The organism is Mycobacterium rhizamassiliense (assembly GCF_900157375.1).
GTDB lineage: Bacteria > Actinomycetota > Actinomycetes > Mycobacteriales > Mycobacteriaceae > Mycobacterium > Mycobacterium rhizamassiliense.
Genome location: NZ_LT721901.1, coordinates 2,845,219 through 2,863,891, shown reverse-complemented (window position 1 = coordinate 2,863,891; position 18,673 = coordinate 2,845,219). Strand labels below are relative to the sequence as shown.

At 63.2% G+C, this 18,673-nt stretch carries 15 protein-coding genes and 1 pseudogene; 5 read left to right on the top strand and 11 right to left on the bottom strand.

All coding sequences use genetic code 11. The features are described 5' to 3' along the window. Window positions 1-5 precede the first annotated feature (5 nt). Window positions 6-1,235: a CaiB/BaiF CoA transferase family protein gene (locus tag MRAB57_RS14085; protein WP_077087959.1), complete on the top strand. Its 1,230-nt coding sequence runs from the start codon at window positions 6-8 to the stop codon at window positions 1,233-1,235. A gap of 73 nt (window positions 1,236-1,308) precedes the next feature. On the opposite strand, the gene MRAB57_RS14080 is transcribed toward MRAB57_RS14085, so the two are convergent. The 10 genes and pseudogenes from MRAB57_RS14080 to MRAB57_RS14035 form a co-directional block, all read right to left on the bottom strand. After that, window positions 1,309-2,016: a hypothetical protein gene (locus tag MRAB57_RS14080; RefSeq protein ID WP_077087958.1), complete on the bottom strand. Its 708-nt coding sequence runs from the start codon at window positions 2,014-2,016 to the stop codon at window positions 1,309-1,311. Between the two features lie 62 nt (window positions 2,017-2,078). Continuing rightward, entirely contained in the window at window positions 2,079-2,822 is a 744-nt protein-coding gene (locus tag MRAB57_RS14075) for an Mce protein (RefSeq protein WP_077087957.1), read from the bottom strand. Beyond that, the gene (locus MRAB57_RS14070) at window positions 2,786-4,255 is read right to left on the bottom strand and encodes an MCE family protein (RefSeq protein ID WP_425436745.1); all 1,470 of its coding nucleotides are present in this window, start codon (window positions 4,253-4,255) and stop codon (window positions 2,786-2,788) included. Before MRAB57_RS14070 ends, MRAB57_RS14075 begins: the two co-directional genes overlap by 37 nt. Window positions 4,256-4,259: 4 nt before the next feature. Beyond that, window positions 4,260-5,387 carry a virulence factor Mce family protein gene (locus tag MRAB57_RS14065; protein WP_077087956.1) on the bottom strand — a complete coding sequence of 376 codons (1,128 nt, stop codon included), beginning with the start codon at window positions 5,385-5,387 and terminating at the stop codon, window positions 4,260-4,262. Between the two features lie 29 nt (window positions 5,388-5,416). Then, window positions 5,417-6,708 (bottom strand): annotated as a pseudogene (locus tag MRAB57_RS14060) (virulence factor Mce family protein). Further along, window positions 6,705-8,000 carry an MCE family protein gene (locus MRAB57_RS14055; RefSeq protein ID WP_077090592.1) on the bottom strand — a complete coding sequence of 432 codons (1,296 nt, stop codon included), beginning with the start codon at window positions 7,998-8,000 and terminating at the stop codon, window positions 6,705-6,707. The pseudogene MRAB57_RS14060 and the gene MRAB57_RS14055 overlap by 4 nt, the downstream one beginning before the upstream one ends. Beyond that, window positions 7,997-9,025 (bottom strand): MCE family protein, encoded by a 1,029-nt coding sequence (locus MRAB57_RS14050; protein ID WP_077087955.1) that lies wholly within the window; start codon window positions 9,023-9,025, stop codon window positions 7,997-7,999. The genes MRAB57_RS14055 and MRAB57_RS14050 overlap by 4 nt, the downstream gene beginning before the upstream one ends. A 44-nt stretch (window positions 9,026-9,069) precedes the next feature. Then, a complete protein-coding gene (locus tag MRAB57_RS14045) occupies window positions 9,070-10,536 on the bottom strand; it encodes an MCE family protein (protein WP_077087954.1) in 1,467 nt (488 codons plus the stop codon). A 5-nt stretch (window positions 10,537-10,541) separates the two neighbouring features. Then, entirely contained in the window at window positions 10,542-11,396 is an 855-nt protein-coding gene (locus MRAB57_RS14040) for an ABC transporter permease (RefSeq protein ID WP_077087953.1), read from the bottom strand. After that, the gene (locus tag MRAB57_RS14035; protein WP_077090591.1) at window positions 11,393-12,130 is read right to left on the bottom strand and encodes an MlaE family ABC transporter permease; all 738 of its coding nucleotides are present in this window, start codon (window positions 12,128-12,130) and stop codon (window positions 11,393-11,395) included. Before MRAB57_RS14035 ends, MRAB57_RS14040 begins: the two co-directional genes overlap by 4 nt. A gap of 1,449 nt (window positions 12,131-13,579) precedes the next feature. Between MRAB57_RS14035 and MRAB57_RS14030 the strand changes: the two genes are divergently transcribed. Further along, window positions 13,580-14,209 (top strand): TetR/AcrR family transcriptional regulator, encoded by a 630-nt coding sequence (locus tag MRAB57_RS14030; RefSeq protein ID WP_077079531.1) that lies wholly within the window; start codon window positions 13,580-13,582, stop codon window positions 14,207-14,209. A gap of 373 nt (window positions 14,210-14,582) precedes the next feature. After that, on the top strand, window positions 14,583-15,026 hold the full coding sequence (locus MRAB57_RS14025) for a lipoprotein LpqH (protein ID WP_077079530.1): 444 nt from the start codon (window positions 14,583-14,585) through the stop codon (window positions 15,024-15,026). Between the two features lie 52 nt (window positions 15,027-15,078). Here the strand turns inward: MRAB57_RS14025 and MRAB57_RS14020 are convergent, their stop codons facing one another. Beyond that, entirely contained in the window at window positions 15,079-15,741 is a 663-nt protein-coding gene (locus MRAB57_RS14020; protein ID WP_077079529.1) for a CAP domain-containing protein, read from the bottom strand. A 532-nt stretch (window positions 15,742-16,273) separates the two neighbouring features. Between MRAB57_RS14020 and MRAB57_RS14015 the strand changes: the two genes are divergently transcribed. Then, on the top strand, window positions 16,274-17,512 hold the full coding sequence (locus tag MRAB57_RS14015; protein ID WP_077087952.1) for a Zn-ribbon domain-containing OB-fold protein: 1,239 nt from the start codon (window positions 16,274-16,276) through the stop codon (window positions 17,510-17,512). Then, the gene (locus tag MRAB57_RS14010; protein ID WP_077079527.1) at window positions 17,509-18,669 is read left to right on the top strand and encodes a thiolase C-terminal domain-containing protein; all 1,161 of its coding nucleotides are present in this window, start codon (window positions 17,509-17,511) and stop codon (window positions 18,667-18,669) included. Before MRAB57_RS14015 ends, MRAB57_RS14010 begins: the two co-directional genes overlap by 4 nt. Window positions 18,670-18,673 lie beyond the last annotated feature (4 nt).

Genomic DNA, 18,673 nt, shown 5'->3' with positions numbered 1-18,673 from the left:
ATCTGATGCGTAAACCGCTCACCGGAGTTCGCGTGCTAGAGGTCGCCCAGTTCACCTTTGTTCCATCGGCAGGCGCTGTGCTCGCCGACTGGGGCGCCGACGTGGTGAAGATCGAGCATCCTGTCACCGGCGATGCCCAGCGCGGCTTGGTCAAAGTGTTGGGCGCCGCGGCAACTGTACCCGGATCGTCGTTCGCGCCGATCATGGAAGCACCCAACCGCGGAAAGCGCAGTGTGGGCCTGGCCCTGGACAATTCCGAGGCGCGTCCCCTGCTCGACGAACTGATTCGGCGAAGCGACGTATTCCTGACAAATTACCTGCCGTCGTCACGCAAGAAGCTCTCCATCGACGTCGACGACGTCCGCCGAGTGAACCCCGACATCATCTATGTCGTCGGCAACGGCTTCGGTTCCAATGGGCCAGACCGCGACGCAGGCGCCTACGACGCGACAGCCTTCTGGGCCCGCGGCGGCAGCGCGGACGGCCTCACTTCACCGGACGTGCCGCAAACCCCGTTCATGCCCGCCGGAGCGTACGGAGACAACATCGGCGGGATCACCATTGCCGGAGGTGTGGCCGCGGCACTTTACGGCAGACAGACCACGGGGGAACCGTCGGTGCTCGACGTGTCGCTCCTCGCGGTGGGCGCCTGGGCAACGCAATTCAGCGTGAACATGGCGATGCTGATGGGCGGCCCGCTGCCGAAGGTAGAACGGCGAACCCAGGCGCCGGGCAATCCGCTAACCGGTGCCTATCGGACTTCGGACGGAAGGTTCGTCCAGTTGTCGATGTTGCAGCCGACGCGATACTGGCCGGAGTTCTGCCGACTAATGGGTCTGCCCGATCTCGCCGAAGATCCCCGGTTCACCTCGATCGAGGCGATGTCCGAGCACTGCGAAACTGCTCAACACATCGTCGGGGACACGATCGGCAACTTGACCTTCGCCGAGTGCCAAGCCTTATTGCGCAAGGGCAGGGGGCAATGGGCCCCGGTACAGGACGCCTGGGAAATAGCCAATGACGAAGCACTGGCCGCCAACGGTCGTATCGCCGAAATCGTTGATGCCGAAGGTCATCCGCAGAAACTGGTGGCCAATCCGGTGAAGTTCGACGACGACCCGGCAAGCCTGCCCAGAGCGCCGCAGTTCGCCGAGCACACCGACAGCGTGCTGCGCGAATTAGGCATCGATGACGATCGCCTCATCGAACTCAAGATTGCCGGGGCGATCACATGAGCGCGGCGCTGGTCGCACGGTCGATGCCCCACTCAGGCCATGTGCCGAGATGTCCAAGTCTGCCATCCCAGCCTCAGATCGGGTCGAATGATGAGATCAGCCACCGGTTGCCGACCTTGTCCATAGTCACGCGGACGGTGGATGCGGTGTCGGTGGGCGCATCGTTGCCAACGGTTACAGTCTGGTCGACGTACACCAGAGCAACCGCGTGGTTTGGTGTCGCCGACACTGAGGCGGCAGCGGGAACGGTGGCGATCGCCGAGATGTGGTCCTTCTTGGCGCCGGGTACCACCACGTCGCGGACCAGGTCTGCGTAGGAGTCCCTGAACTTACCGGTCAGCCGGTCGCGGGCGGCCCCGAGTTCCTTTTCGACAATGTCGGGCTGGTAGGACAGTATCGCAACTGTAGATTCTTTGGCCGCCGCGACCGACTCGATGCCGGCGGCCCCGGAGCTGCGGACCCACGTGTCTTGCCACTTGAGGTAGCCGGCGCCCACCGCGACCAGCAACGCCAGTATCGGCAGCACCCCGAACACCAACGCCCGGGACCATACAATCCTGCGCTTACGTATCTGGGGCTCAACGTCTTTCGCGTCGCCGGCTTCAGTGTCCTCGGCCTCGGCGGACGCCTCCTCTGCCTCAGCAACGTCTGTTGTTCCGTTCGTGTCGTGTGCGTCACCGGTCGCCTCGAGTTCGTTCGGTGCGCTTTCCGCCTGTTCGGTCGTCTCCCCGACGGCGATGGCTTCTTCTTGCTCAGTGGCGGAATCGATGTCAACCGGCACAGCGGTGGTGCCCTTTCTGGCTCGTAGACTTAGTACTCGGTGCTTGCCGACCTGGAAGTTACTCATAGCACGAATGCGACGTTGGAGACTTTCGCGACGTTTCCGAGCTTTTGCACGGTGATTCGCATTCGCCAATGTCGCAGATCTTGTTCTGCTGCACCAAGATTCGACGTCTTTACCGACACAGCAACCAGCACTTGGGCTTCGTTGGCCGACTGCGACTCCACGCCCGCCTCGATGATTGTTCCTACCGACTTCGACTGCGCCTTCTTGACGACGTCGACGAAGGGTTTAGATCGGTTGGAGAAGTCGTCGTAGAAAGTGCCTGTCGCCGAGTCCAGAATGCGCTGTATGTCGGCGTCGGCGTGCTGCCAGTCGATCGTCGTCAAGTTCAGCGCCCCTTGCCTTGCGACCTGAATCAGGAGCTCGCGCTGTTGATGGGCCTGGTGTGACTGATACATCCGAAACCCGAACCAACCGCCCAGAGCGCCCAAGGAGACTAGTGTGACCGCCCCCCACACCGCCGCCAGCCGCACCGGCGACATCCGCTTCTTCAGCGGCGCAGCGTCTTTCGAGGCATCGTCAACTTCGTCATCGACCGCCGCATCGTCATCATCGGCTTCGCCGACCAGGCCTTGCGCGGCCGGCTCTGAATCTGGGGCCGCGTCGGCCTCCTGCCTTTTCGAGGTGGCCAGGTTGGGCAAATCCGGCGAACCCTGGTCGGTGTCACCGGACGATGCGGGGGTTGTTTCCGTCCGTCCCATATCGCTCAATTCCTCTTGGGAGGCAGCAGCATACTCTGCCATGTTTGCTCCTTCGTAGCTCCGTGGGCCAGGTCGGCTTGGCTGTACATACGCCCGTCTGGTCCCACGTACATACCGGTTGCCGGGTCGTATTGGACGGCGGCGATCGGGGGTGGTGCAGGACCCGGCGGCGACGGTGGTGCGGACTGCCCGGGCGGCTCATCTCCTGGTCTGAGCTGCGGCACATTCTGGCCGCTGTACGTCGCGTTCGGATCCCCCTTCCAGGCAAAGCCGTCGTTCAGGGGGACGTAGGTCTCGTCGCTTTCGCACATCTTGACGGTCGGCGCGCGCTTGCCGGGGCGAGTCTCACACGGCAGATTGCGCGCCCCGCGAACGTTGATCATCGAGTCTTGCGGTATCCGGCAGTAAAGGTCGCCTTTAGGCGGGTCTGGGTAGTCCTCGAAGCTGGCGGCCCGCTGCTGCTGGACAGGCAGGAATCCAGTGACGCAGGGCGGCGGCCAGTTGAGGTTCAGGTTGAAGCTGAGGTAGCCGCCCAAGTAAGGCTGTTTGGTATTCCTATTGGGCACGCCGGTCGCTTGGACGTCGGCGGCCCCCTGCGGCAGCTCCACCAAGATGGCTTCCAGGTTGTCGCGGTAGGTCACTCCCACCTGCCCAACACTGACCAGATTGGCCAGCACGATCGGCAACGTGGGGTTCAACCGGTCGAACAGTTGGCGGGCCTCGGCGGCCGCTGGGCCGCCCGTGTGAAGCAAGCCCGCGACCGCGGAGTCGTTGTCTCGAAGCTGCGAGGTGATAGCCGCCAGGTGGGCGGCCCACGCCTGCACCGCATCCGATGACTGGGACTGGCTGTCCAAGACGGGCTTGGACTCGTCGATCAAGGTAACGAGCGCGTCCAGGTTCTTGCGAGCGTCGATCGCCAGATTGGTCGTCCCTTTGACCAGCCGGGACAGTTCGGGGCCGAGCCCACCGACAGCGACATAGGATTCGTCGACCACCGTTTTGAGGTTGTCGCGCGGGATCGCGGTCAACCCACGATTGGTCGCCTGCAGCAGCGAGTTCAGGTTGGGCGGGACATAGGTGCGGTCCACAGGGATCACGTCGCCGTTTCGCAGCGCCGGCCCGTCCCCCGCGCGCGGTAGCAGTTCGACATATTGCTCGCCGACCGCGGACACGCTGTGTACCTGGGCGCTGAGGTCGGCGGGGATGTGGACATCCGAATCCATCTGCAGCACCGCCTCGGCGCCACTACTGGTTAAGCGCACGTCCCGTACCCGACCCACCTCGACTCCTCGGTAGGTGACGTTGCCCCCTGGGTACAGTCCGCCGGCCTCGGGCAACTGCACCGTGACCGTGTAGCGGTCGACCCCGAAGAACGCGGTCGGCACATGCATGTAGTTGAAGAACATGACGGTGCCCGCGACCACGCTGACAACCGCGAACACCACCAGCTGGATCTTGATTCGCCTAGTGAGCATGATGTCAGCGCCCCTGATCGAAGTGATACGGGACAACCAGGGGGTTGCCGGGGTTGTACGGACCGCCCGCGGTGCATGGGCTGGGCATCTGGCCGATGGTGCGGCCCCACTGCAGCTCAAGCTCGGTCAGATTGCACTCGAACCGGGTACCGGTGAAGAACGATGCGTCCAGCCGGCTCAGCGTCAGGTCGATGACCGCCGTCAGGTTCGCATAGTCGCCGCGCATCCATTTGCTGAGTGTGCTCGTGGGGAACGGGAAGGTTCCGTAGAAATCCAGCGCGCGGGTCAGCGCCGGCCCGGCATCCGCCAGCGACTGCAGCACCGGGCCCAGGTCCTTGAGCTCTTTGACCAGACTTTCCTTGGTCTTGTTGACCGAGTCAGCGGCAAGGGCGCCGAATCTGCTCAGGTCATCGAGAGCGTCGGCCAGCGCGTTTCGCTCGTCTTTCAACACGGTCAAGGCGTTCGGGATGGTCTTCAACGCCTTGTCGATCACCGGTTTCTGGTCAGCGAATTGACCAACCAGGTTGTTGAGGCTTTCCGTTGCGGCGATGATGTCGCCTTTTTGGTCGTCGAGGTAGCCGACGAACTTGTCGAGCTGCCCGAGCAGGCTTCTCAGGTCTGCCTCGCGGCCGGTGAAGGCGGTGCTCAAAGACTTGGTGATGTCCTGGATCTGCCCCAGGCCGCCGCCGTTGAGCACCAGCGAAACCGCGGCCAGCGTCCGTTCGGTAGACGGATAGGTGTCGGACGACAACAGCGGGATCAGCGATCCGTTTTTGAGCTTGCCTTCGGGCGGGGCCCCGGTGGGGGGCGCCAGTTCGACATGCACCGAACCCAGCAGGCTGGTCTGCCCGACCGTGGCGGTCGCGTTGGCCGGCAGGTCGACGCCACCGCTGATCGTCATGGTGACCAGTGCGTGCCAACCCTGAAGCTCGATGTTGCTCACCGTGCCGACGGTGACGTCATTGACCCGAACTCGAGAATTCCGTTCCAGATTTTGCACATCGGGCATCTGCGCTTGGATCGTGTACGAACCGTGGCCACCCCCGCTGGTTCCCGGCAAAGGAAACGAGTTCGCGCCGCGGAACCCGCAACCTGACAGCGCCGTCGCAGCAAGCACCCCTACCAGCCCCATGGCTGCGCGAGACCAGCGCCGTGATCGACTCACTGTACACCTCCGGGAGGCACCATCAGCCCGCGCAGGCCGTCGGCCGGATTGGTCGACACAGGTGCGACGGCCTGCGCGGGCTGATGGTGCCTCCCGGAGGTGCTGCCGGCTGTGGGGGAACATAGTCGGGCCGCAGCCAGTCCTCGCTGTAGGTAATTTCGTTGGGACGAGCCGTGGTTCCGACGAAGAGATTCTCGCCCAGCGGCGGGAAGTTGTACTGACGGTTCTTGAAGATCGGTGCCAGATATTGCACGCAGAGTTTCGCTGACTCTTTGGCGCCGCGACGCGACGCCGCCTGAATCGCGGCGCACAGGAACTGGATTGGGTTGGCGAATTGGTTCACCCCCAACGCTCCGGTCAGCGCGCCTTGCGCGGGTTGGTAGATGTTGAGGAAGTTCTGGAAGGCTGTCGGGGCGACATGCAGAATTTGTTTGACATCGTCGAGGCTTGCGTTCACCGCCTGTGACACCGAAGCCAGCTTGTCGGAGGTGGTACCCAGCGTCTCTCGGTTATCGGCCACGAAGTTTCGGACATCGTCGGCCACGTCGTCGAGGTCGCGAACCGCGTTTCCGACCTCGTTGGGGTCATTGGCCAACAGGTTGGTCACCGCGGCCAGATTCTGGTTCAGTTGTCGCAACACATCGCCGCTGTCACGCAGCGCTGAGACCAGGATCGACAGGTTCTTCAAGGTGCTGAACAGGTCGCTGCTGTGGTCACCGATCGCCGAAATCGCCTGTGACAGCTTGATGAGGGTGTCTCGGATATCCGGGCCCTGACCGCGCAAGTTGTCGGCGGCGGTGTTGATGAATGCCCCCAGGGTGCTGGTGCCGCCCGGCTTGGTGGGCTGCAGCGTCTGCGTCAGCTTCTCGAGCTGCTGGCGCAAGTCGTCGTATTCCACCGGAACCGCGGTACGTTCCTGCGGGATCACCGCCCCGGCCGCCATCACCGCCCCGCCCGTGTAGGCGGGTGTCAACTGGATGGATCGCGGCGTCACGAGCGACGGTGACAGGATCACGGCTTTGGCCTCGGCGGGCACCCGGTATTTGGCGTCGTACCAGAAGGTGATCTTGACGCGGCTGGGCTGGGGTTCGATCTTGTCGACCTTGCCGACGCGCACACCGAGAATGACAACGTCGTCGCCGTTGTAGAGGCCGGTGCTATCCGCGAAGTATCCGGTGACGGTGGTACGTCCGCTGCCGCCGGCCGTCCGCGCCACCGTGGCGATGCCGCCCATCAGCAGCACCACGAGCGCGAAGGCCAAGCCGATCTTGGCGTTACGTGTGTTCATTGTCCGCCGCCTTCACCGGGCAGGTCTGGGGGCGCGATGGCGGGCGCCGGCGGCCCTGGCGGCGGCCCGCCAGGTGGCGGTGCGGGTGGTGGCTCCCGATACGGGTAGCAGCCCGGACCAGGCAAGGCCACACCCGGCGCACCGCACGGATGGTCGCCGGGGTTACCGGTGATGGCGTCCGGGATGTTCATGCGCGGTTCCCCGCCCTGGCCGGTCCGCGGGAACGGTATCGGTAGCGGCGGCGTCGCCGGCTGGCCGACCTCCGGATCGGCGCGCTGCGTGGGCAGTAGCACATTCGGATCCAGGCCAAGGTCGGAGAAAGCCGCATCGATGAACGGCTGCACGAACTGACCGGGCAGCAGGTTGGCGACATAGGCTTCGTAGAACGGCCCGGATGAGACCGTTTCACCCAGCCGCAACGAGAAGCTGTTCAGCCCCGTGAGCGCCTTCTGGACGCGTTCTTTGCGGTTGTCGACGATGGTTAACACCTCGTTGAGCTTGTCCAGCGTCGGCTTGAGGGTATTGCGGTTTTCGGCGATAAAGCCCTTCACCTGCTGGGCGACCGCGGAGAGATTGTTGGAGATCTGGTCCAACGCGCTGCTTTGGCTTTTCAGTTGCACCAACAGCGCGTTGGTCTTGGCGACCAGGTTGACGATCTCGTCGCTGCGCTCGCTCAACACCGTCGTCGCTTTATTAGCGTTACCCAACAGGTCTCGCAGCTGGGTGTCGCGTTCGTCTAGTGACTTCGAGAACCGAGCCAACCCCTGCACCGCGGCCTTGAGGTCGGGCGGAGTATCCGAAAACGTGTCGGCCAGCACCGCCAGCGAGTTGGACAATTGATCGGTCTTCAACCCGCTGATGGTGGTGGTGAGATCTCCCAGCGCGTCGGGCAATTGATAGGCCGGCCTGGTCCGGTCGAGGGGTATCGGGCCAGTCAGCTGCCCGTCTCCCCGCGGGGTGACGGCAAGGAGCTTTGTGCCGAGCACGGTCTTCAATTTGATTGCTGCCTCGGTGCGGTCACCGAGGTGCACGCCGCCGTCGACGTGGAACTTAACCAGCACCCGCGGTCCGTCGAGCTCGACACTCGAGACTTGACCGACCCGGAAACCCGACACCTGAACGGCGCTGCCGGCTACCAGGCCGCCGGCCTCGGCGAAATATGCCGAGTAGGTCCTGCCGGTCTGGAAGAACGGCAGTTTGTCGTAGTTCAGCGCTAGCAACATGACAGTAAAGGTGATGCCGAGGCCGATGGCGCCGATGGTGAGCGGGTTGCGTTCGGAAAAGGTTCTCATCGCGGCGTGCACCTCCCGGTGGCCTGGCCGGCGACCTTGATATACACCGGTTGGCCGCCTTTGCCATTGACCTTCAGAATGGCGTCGCACAGATAGAAGCTGAACCAGTCGCCGGTTAGGCCCTGTCTGTTGAGGATCTTGAACGCGTCAGGCCAGGCGTTGAGGTAGTTGTCGAAGAATTCACGATCGGCCAGCACGGTGCCGGCGGTCCGGTCCGTCTCCCCCACAACCTTTTTCAGCGGCGGGCGGGCCTGCGCCAGCAGGTCGGCGATCGACCCGGCCGCGGCGTTGGCGTATGCCACCCCGTTGCTGATGTCCTGCTTACGGGCTTCGAGGCCTGTCACGAGTTCGGATAGTGAGTCGACAGCCTTGGCGAACTGCTTGCTCTGGCCGCTGAGTGAACCGAGCAGAGAATTCAGATTCGAGATGACCTGGCCGATCAGTTGATCCCGATCGGCCAGAGTGTTGGTCAGGGCCGCGGCTTGGGTGAGAAACGAGCCGATCGTGCCGCCCTGACCCTGAAAAGCCGCGATCAGTTGGCCGGTCAGTTTGTTCACCTGGTCGGGGTCCAACGCGCGGAACAAGGGCCGGAATCCGCCGATCAGCGCATCGAGGTCGAGCGCCGGCTCGGTGCGGTTCAGCGGAATGGTCCCGCCCGGATACAGTCTCTTTATTGCCCCGGCACCCTCTTCGAGTGCCATGTATCTGCCCCCGATGAGGTCGGCGAAGCGGATGGCGGCCCTAGCGCCTTCCGTCAGCACTACCGAGTCGGCAGCGGTGAACTCGACGAGCACCGTGGAATCCGGCTGGATGGAGATGTTCTTGACCTTGCCAACCTCGACACCAGCGATGCGGACGAAGTTTCCGCCCTCCAGCCCGGACACATTCGCGAACACGGCCTTGTAGGTCTTCTCCGGTTGGAAGCGGAGCTGGCCGAAGACGGCGACCAACGCGAACGCGCCCAACAAGCACACGACCAAGTAGATGGCAAGACGCCACGTGGCGCCTACCAAATTCTCTCGCATATCTGCCTTCCTCTATGGCTTCTGCTACCTGTCGCCGTCCGCCGTCAAGGCGCGGGCGCAGCCGGTGGTGGCGGTCCGCACGGCTGGTTGAGGACTCCGCACGTTGCTTGAATCCCGGGCGGCACTAACGGCACGAACGGTTCGGAGCCCGCCGGCGCAGGGCCGGGTTCTCGTGGCCTGCCCGGCGGAGGCGCCGGCGGCAGGCCGGGATACAGCGGTGTTCCGTCCGGAGCGTAGAGCTGCGCACCGTAGGGCGGTGCTCCTGGATACTGGATGGGGCCCGGCGCCGGGTCCGACGGATGGCGGATGCTGGGCGGTTGAGGGGTCCCCCGGGTGACGGGGAAGTAGTTGGTATAGCCGGGGAAGCCGATGCCGGGGTTGGGTCGCACATCCATTCCGGTGCCCCACCCGGAATCGGTGACCAGGTAGCGCTGCGGCCAGTTCTTGGCCACGTCGGGCAAAGATCCGCATCCCGGCTGGCCGCCGGGGCCGCCCTTCATGTCATTGACCGGCAGGTTTTGCGGGTACCGGTATGCGTCCTTGCCTAGCAGCAACCCGACGTCCAAGATCTCGGAGTATCCGTTCGTGCCGCCGGAAGAAGCTACGGCGCCGAAATCGAGGGCGTTTTTCCCGCCGACCAGCGTGCAGGTCAGTTCCGGGTTGTACTTCATCAACAGGCGCGTGGTGGACTCCAGCAAGTTGATGCCGTGCACGAGGTTGTCCCTATTCGGGCCGATCAGGTTGACACCGCCGCGGGAAAGGCCGCTGACGTTGAGCAACAATGAGTCGAGTTGTTTTGCGCTATCGGTGACGGTGACGCTCGTCGTGCTGGCGGCGTCCAGCACCCTCACGATGTTGGCTGCGGCCGCGCTGTAGGTATCGCTGAACCCTTGGAGGGCGCGGTAGTCGGCACGGATCGTCTCGCTGCGCGGATTGATAGCCAGCAGGACCTGGTTGAGGTCGGTGGTGGCCTCGCCGATCGCTTCGCCATTGCCGCGAAATCCGTCGGCCAGCGCGGTGAGCACCGCATTCAGTTTGGGGACGTCGACCTGATTGAGCAGCGCAACGAGGTTCTGGAACACCGTGTTCACTTCGACGCTCACATTGCGCGACTTCACTACCGCTCCCGCCGCCAGCCGTTGTGAGGTTGGGTGGGCAGGGGTAAGCAGGTCCACGTATTTGGCCCCGAAGGCCGTTGGCGCGGTGATCTCGGCGGTGACGTTGGCGGGGATGTAATTGAGCTGCTCTGGGTACAGCTCCAGCTGCAGTTTCACCGGATCGCCCGACTGGATTGACGCGACCCTGCCAACCTGGACGCCGCGCAACTTGACTTTGGCTCCGGGTTCCATGACCAGCCCCGCCCGGTCAGATGTCAGCGTCACCCGGGCATAGGGCCTGAAGTCCCTGTTGAACGCGCCCACCGTCAGCACGATCAGCGCGCAGATGGAGGCCAGAAGAATGAAGGTCCAGATCGCCGGGTGCAGACCGGCCTCGCGCCGTTTGCTCTTCATCGCCGCTACCCGGATAGGTGGAAGTCGCCGGACACACCGTAGGCAGCCAGTGCCACCGCCAACGTCACCGCGACCGCCACGATCAGTGACGTGCGCACGGCACGACCGACCGCTTCACCAACGCCGGCCGGACCGCCCGAGGCGTTGAAGCCGTAGTACGTGTGCACCAGCATGATCGTTACGGCGGAGGCGATGACTTGCAGCAACGACCAGATGAGATCGGTGGGCTGCAGGTAAGTATTGAAATAGTGGTCATACACGCCGGGCGGTTGGTCGTAGACAAAAATGACAAGGCCTCGCGTAGCCATAAACCCGGCCAGCGCAGCCACGCACCACAGCGGAACCACGACGATGACGCCCGCCACTATCCGGGTCGAGACCAGGTAGGTGATCGTTTGGACACCCATCACCTCGAGCGCGTCGATCTCCTCGTTGATCCGCATGGCGCCCAGTTGCGCGGTGGCGCCGGCGCCGATTGTGGCCGCCAAGCCGATATCGGCGATCAGTGGCGAGCTGATACGCGTGTTGATGTAGGCGGAGGCGAAACCGCTCAACGCCTGCACCCCGACATCGGATAGCGATCGGTACAGCTGGATGCCGACGAGTCCGCCGGTTGACATCGTCAAGGTGGCGACGATGACCACGGTGCCGCCGATGATGGCCAGCGCCCCGACGCCCAGACTCATGTTGGCGATCAGGCGGAGCGTCTCCGCCTTGTAGCGGACGCAGGCCTCCCACAGGAAGCCAAGGGCTTTGACGTAGAACGCGGTCTGGCTCCCGAGCCGGTTCCATCCGTCGACAAAACCGCGGACTCGATTCGTCAGCTGCGGCAGCCGGTGCGCCGCCGGGATGGCGGTCACATCGTCGCCTGCGCGGTAATCGCGGTCAGCACCACGTTGATCACGAACAACGCCATGAACGTGTACACCACGGTCTCGTTCACCGCGTTGCCGACGCCTTGCGGACCGCCACCCACGGTGATGCCCTTGTAGCAAGCAATGAGGCCGGCGATGAGACCGAACAGCATCGCCTTGGCGAACGCGACGATCACGTCGGTCAGCCCGACGAGCAGCGTGAGGCTGGCTGTATACGAGCCGGGATTGATGTGCTGAAAGTAGACGGAGAACAAATATTCGGTTATCAAGCCAACGATGGTGATGATGGCGTTCAATACCAACCCGTTGAGTCCCAGCGCCAGCACTCTGGGCACCAGAAGCCGTTGCACCGGGTTGATTCCCATCACTCGCATGGCGTCGACTTCTTCACGGATGGTGCGAGCGCCCAGGTCGGCACACATTGCGGTCGCGCCGGTACCGGCGACTACCAACACCGCCGTTATCGGGCCGAGGTAAACCACGGCGGCTAACGCAGAGCCGGTTCCCGAGGCGTCGGCGGCGCCGATTTCGACGAGCAGGACGTTAATGATGAAAACGGCGAGCGCGTTGAACGGGATCGCCAAGAAGACTGCCGGGGCGGCCGACACCCGAGCCACGAACCACGCCTGATGGATGAACTCACGCCAGGCAAAGGGCGGACGGACCATCTGCGTCGCAATGTCGAGCGACAGCGCGAAGAAGCTACCAACCTCGCGCAGCGGCTTGGTAGCGGAAGCCGCCCACGGGGGAGTACCCGTGAACGCCTCGACCCACGCCGGCGCGGCGCTGGCAGCCGGAATAGGCTCTGTGTCCGTCTCCACTACTAGTGCACCCGTTGGTGTCTAAACTCAGCCCGCATTAAAACGATGAATCCTCCCCGGCAACGGAAAGACAACCCGCTGCCTTCCAATGTGTGGCCCACAGCACAGCGGGACGCTACACCATGACATTGTCACAGGGCAACAAGGAATCGCCTACTCCTAACAACGCAACCCAGTGGATGTCTGTGTAACTATCCTGATTTGCTGTGCGGTCCGACAATTTTGGCTTGGATGTCGCAATCCCTTCGCCCCGAGCGACCTCGCGGCGATCGGCCGCGGACATCGGCAGAGAGCGCTGTCCACCCCGGTACCGTGCAGATATCGCCTGGTATCGTCCTGCCAGCTAGGCAGAAACCTTCGGGGTGTCGCTACTTTCAGGATCCGTTTCAGGGCGACTGAACTGCCGCTAACATATTTGCTGGAAGGTTGGTCTCATTTCAATTATTTAACTGGGATTAGGGTCGGCATTGAATTAGAACCATTGTTAGCCGATTATCTCCGACCGACGTCGTGTCAGGTTAGTCACCGACAGGTAATAAGTATGTTTCGTGAAGGTGTTTGTGCAACTAAGGCTTGTCTTTGTTGCACACCGCAACAAATTAAGAAATCCAGAGATCCAACGTAAATCAGACCGAATGAGTGGTGGTGTATGCCTTATAGTGCCATCCCGACGTCCCGGTCCCGGGCGGCGCGGGGTGTACGACTGGGCAGCCACTGGGTCGCAGTCCAACACGGACCTAGCAGCCGTTGGATCGCGTCGAAGCCCCGACGAAGCGGTGAACAGCGGTTATGCGCGGCGACAAGTCCGAGAACCTGACATCGGTCGGTGCCGCCGCAAACGCCAAAACTCATTACCTAGCGCTCTGGACAACTGCCGACCACGCCCCCATTTGGCCGGGCGGTTAATCGCCGCTCGCGGCGAGGCAGGCGGCCCGTCTTTATTGCGCCGAGGGTCGACGGTGATTCCGTGAACAGGAAAGACGCCAATCGTAGTTGGCTTAGTAAATTATCTATCTATATATCGGATTAGATCATTATCTTTTTTTGATGCATTGCCGAGGAATCTCAAGGGATCCGCCGGGTACTGAACCGCGGTGAGTCACACGCGCTGCTCGATGATTGCTACCTGGTTAACTGGCGGATATAACGTCGTTGGTATGCACGCGGCACGATCGTGTCAGAGCTGACGAACGACGGAGCGGCAGCGCCTTCAACAAGCGTCACCTCGGTGGCGCGGCGGTCGAGTCTAGGAGCCGCACCGTCCGCCACGGACAACGACTACCGAGCAGCAGTTGGTCTTGTCGTTATCACGCCAACTGCATGCCGCGAAGACCGTAGTGTGCTGTTGTGGACCCTCACGCCAGAGTAAGTCGTGCGAAATCGGGGGCCGCCGACTCGCCTGCGGATGAGGGCGAGGCGCGCGAACGTTTGTTGACCGCGGCCGATGCTTGCTACGCCGAGAAGGGGCCGGTGCGTACTCGCATGGGCGATATCGCCCGGCGCGCGGGTGTGCACCGGTCGACGGTGTACTACCACTTCCCGAACAAGGACGCCCTGCTGGCGGCCTCCTTTGTGCGAGTGCTCGGCGCCACGCTGCAAGCCGTTGAGCAATGCTGGCAGACTGACGAACCTTTCCTGGCTCAGCTCGTCGCAGCTTGCCTGCGGGGGATCGACATCGCCCGCGGCTCACCGATACTGCGATCACTAGTCGAAGACCACCAAGCCCTTGGTGCTGCCTATCACGCCGCCGAAGGCTCCGAGTTGTGGAGAGCCAAACTCGCTGACGCGCTCGTGCGGCGCCTCGAGGCTGCTGCCGCCGCCGGCGAGATTCGCCGCGATCTTCGCGCCGACACCCTCGCGCGCTGGGTTGTCCGCATTAGCTTCAGCCTTATTGCTGAACCCGCCACGCCTGAAGACGCTGGTGACGAGGGCGTGCTGCGCAATCTGCTCGTCGCGTCGCTAAAGCCTCGCAGATAGCCAAGCCGGCTACGTCGACTCGCGACCCTGGTGGCTGGTCGGTCAGCGCCGGCCAAAACCCCTGCTGTCCTTAGCCGCCAGGATGGCGGGCTATCCGGTTGCATTACCTCGCCGAAAGGCCTTACTTCACAGCATGATTCACATATCTCGAGCGCGGTCGCGTGCGAGCGGTGGACGCGACTCGATTGCGGTCCGATAGATCAATTCGCAAAACCATCGCGATATCCAGCGATCACAGCACAAAAGTTGGGTACCGTTGTTTCGATCGAGCCAACAGCTCGCAGAGTGATCTGCTGCCGACGGGTCTGGGCGGTGCCTACATTGCTCTCATCGCGGGCTCGGCACAGGTGGCGAAACGAAGCGAGGTGCGCTCGTGCACAAGCGGTTCAGCAACGCGTCCGCAGCTGTCGTCGTAGCGGCGAGTATCAGCGCATGCTCGTCGTCACCAGGCGCAACAGCACCTCAGCCGGGAACACTGCCCGCCGGAACCGCGCAGGTGATGATCAACGATCAGGCGCTTCCGATGACCCATGCGGTGACATGCATGCCGGTTGGACCGCTAACAATGATCACTACCGGTGACACCGCGGCAGGTACGAACGCGGTTGTCTCCAACCAAAATTCGCTCACTGCCAAGTCAGTCAATATCACCGATCTGGGCGGATTCACCGGCAGTTACACGCACGGCCTCGACGGCAAAGCCGACGTCACCATGAATGGTTACACGTATACCATCCGTGGGAACGCCGAAGGCTTCGACATCAACAACCCCAGCATGAGGGCCGCCGGCACATTCACGATAAAAGTCGCGTGCTAGGACACTAAGCTAACTCCTCAGATCCGGGCGCCAACGACGGCCGACCCCTGCTCTATTCCGGAGGGTGGGCCGGCGGCGGGTACACGCCCCTCAGGATCCAGGGCAGCCAGTTGAAGCCGAACTCGAGTTCGTCGCTGGCGTCATAGTCAGGGCTGGGGTCGAGCGGAATGTTCTGGCCCTCGGTGCTCGCCGGTGTTGCCCCCCCAACCCCTTGGGGCTGCCCGTAAACCGCCACCACAACGGTGCGATCCGGACTGTTTTCCGACCACACCCCCATTTGGCTGTGGGCGCAGTTGGACATGATGTTGAAATAGGCTGGGTCGTGGTACCACCGGTTGATCAAATCGTTCCCGCTGATTGCGATTGACTGATTGATCGCCACCGTTTCGGCCACCGGGCCATGGAAGCCGGCCGCATTGGCACGGTCTTGTGGCGTGGACCCGTCTGAGCCGATATCACCGTCTAGCGCGCGGCTGTTCAGCACATCCTCCGTGTGCCGCTGCGCAGCACGTTGCAGCTGCGGACTGATCCTAACGTCGTTGGTGCAGCCTGCTTGATGCTGCACGGTGAAGACGTTGGCGACGACACCGTCATTGAGTCGCTTATTGTTCGGGATAAGCGTGTTGTTGTCGCCATCCGCATGCGCGACGGGAATTCCCAGGAGGACAGCGGCGGCAACCACCGAGGCAGGCACGGGCAGTGGCCGATAGTGCATGTCCAAACTCCTCCTTGTTAGCCGCGAGGTGGCAGTACGGGTCGGCGGACTTCGTGCGAGCAAAGCACAGCCTTGGCGGGGACCGCGTAATCGGATTTGGCATCGCCGAAACGGCGGTCGCGCGCCGTCTCTACAGCCGATATCATTGCGGCGCAAGACGACCCCAGCATGGACGTAGGCTACCCACGGCGCAGCGGCGACGTCTAGTGATTTATTAAAATAGTTAGATGTTATTTTAGCGGCGCCCGGGTCGCCGCCCCGACATCACGATCGCCGCCATCGCTACCTGCCAAGCCGCGATTGACCCAATTGCTTTGGTAGTCAAGCCGTCGGCAGCGGAGTTTCGACCGCGGACTGGCAGGTCGCGATCGGTGTCGGCGGGACGGTTGAAGTAGTCCAGCCCCACTCTCGGCCAGCGGGGTGGCAAACCTCACATCAAAAACATACAACTATATATCTAATTCACGCGTAGCATCCAGGAGCAGCTGGACCTGCGTGTCACGGTCCCTACGTTAGAGCGAGGTTGAGCACCGTGAGTGACGTCGTGTCTATTGGCACTTACCTTCCGCCCTGGACGACTGGTGTGGGTAACCATCCTCGTCGGGTCAAGGGACCCGACGAGGATGCACTGACCATGGCTGTCGCCGCCGGTCGCGCCGCCGATCCGGCGGCCTCTGCGCAACGCGTCGTTCTCGTCTCGCGTGACTTTCCCCTGCTGGAGGGTGGCAACGGTGCTGTGCTGCTCGCCGGTCTTTCGTTGTCCGCCGACATTCCGGTGACCGAGGTTCTCGGAGGGGCGCCGGGGGTGCTCGACCAGATCACGTCTGCCCCCGCCGGCACGCTCGTCATCTCCGCCGATGACACCGATGCCGTCGCCTCCGCCGCCGCGGTGCTGACCGGAGTCGATGGTTCGGGTGCGGCGTTGACAACGGTCGCTCGACAGACCCGCAGCCTGCCGACGATGGCGCGTGGGCAGGACGGGGAGCGGCACGTGTATGCCGATCCGCGGTTGCAGCGTGAGGTTGGGGTGAAGTCGACGCTGGCCCGGCTGGGACTCGACGGGACACAGTCCGTCGCCGCGGTCGCAGGAGTCGCGGCAGGACAACTCGGGGGTGGTTTCGATACGGGCGCCGCGGCCGAAGACGCGACGGTCTCGGCGGCCGCACTGATCCGCGTCCTGGCCGCGGCCATCGAGAAGGGCACAGCGGGTTTGGTGCTGGCTATCGAGCAGTCCAGCGTGACCGCCGCGCAACTGGAGTTGAGCGCGCGATTGCCGACGATCACCCGCGATGAGGTGACGGGTCGCGATCTGCCTAGCTTTCGGACGGCCGAGGGCATCGGCATCCCGATTTCGCTGGCCGCTTATGCGCGTGCGTTCGATCCCAAGCTGCGTTGGGAGGCTGCGGTATTCGAGGAGCGGCCCGGTATCGACTCCGCACCGCAGTTCCCGCCTCGCGCTCGGGTCGATGACAACGGTGTGCTGGCCACCGATTATCGGCTCGAGCCGTTGCCGCGCACCGGCACCGTTTACACCCACACCACGGTGCGGATCCCGGTACCCGATCTGCCCGGCCCGTATTCGCTGGCGGTTGTCCAGCTCGACGGCAGCCCGGTCCGAGTGCTGCTCAAGGTGACTGGGGTTCCGGCCGGAGAAGCCACCATCGGCCAGGCCGGTACGGTGGTGCTCCGCCGGATCGCCACCCGCGCCGGAATTCCGGACTACGGCTACGCATTCTGGCCCGGTCGCGATTCACGAGGAGTACTGGCATGAGAAACGTCGCGATCGTCGGGGCCGGAATGACTGCGTTCGGCGAGCACTTCGACCTGGGGATCAAAGATCTGATCCCGATGGCATACGCCGAGTGCGTCGCCAACGTCGACAAGGGCATCAGCAAGTCCGAGGTGCAGGCGGTCTGGTTCGGGGAGTTGACCACAACAGATGGTTCCCCTGCGGCCATTCTGGCCGACACCCTCGACCTCACCGGTATCCCGGTGACTAGAGTCGAAAATGCCTGCGCCACCGGCAATGACGCCATCCGCAACGGCGTGCTGGCGATCGCCTCGGGTGCCTACGACGTGGTGCTGGTGGTGGGTGCGGACAAGGTCCGCGAGACCGCGACGAACGCGACGTTCTGGGAGTGGGCCGGGCTGACGCGCGACACCGCGTGGGACTACCCATTAGGGTTGGTCGCCCCGGCCAACTTCGCATTGCATGTCACCCGGTACCTGCACGAGTCGCCGGCCACCAAGGAGCACATGGCGATGGTGGCGGTGAAGAACCACTTCCATGCCCTGAACAATCCGAAAGCCCAACTGCGCTTTGAGATCACCGTCGAGCAGGCATTGGTCGCGCCGATCATTGCCGACCCGTTCGGGCTCTATGACTGCACGCCGCAGAGTGACGGTGCCGCCGCGGTGATTCTGGCTGCCGAGGACGTCGTCGACCGTTACACCGACAGCCCGGTGTGGGTGCGCGGCGTCGGGTTGGGTATGGACCGGGTGATGCATCAGCACAAGTCGGACATGACAACGTTTCCACCGACGGTGCGCGCCGCCAAGGCCGCGATGAGCATGGCAGGGCTGACACCGCGCGATGTCGATGTCGCCGAGGTGCATGACTGCTTCACCGGGGTCGAGCTGATCAGCTACGAAGACCTGGGTTTCGCCAGCCGGTTCGAGGCCTACAAACTGGTCGAGGGCCGGGAACATTACGTCGGCGGGTCGATCCCGATCAACCCCAGCGGCGGGTTGAAGGCCAAGGGTCACCCGCCGGGCGCCACGGGTGTGGCGCAGTGCTACGAACTGTTCAACCAGTTGCGCGGCGAAGCCGAAAACCAGGTCGACGGAGCACGAGTGGGGTTGGCGCACAATATCGGCGGGCCGACCGCGGTGTCTGCGGTGACCATCCTGTCCAGCGACAAGAGTTGACAGC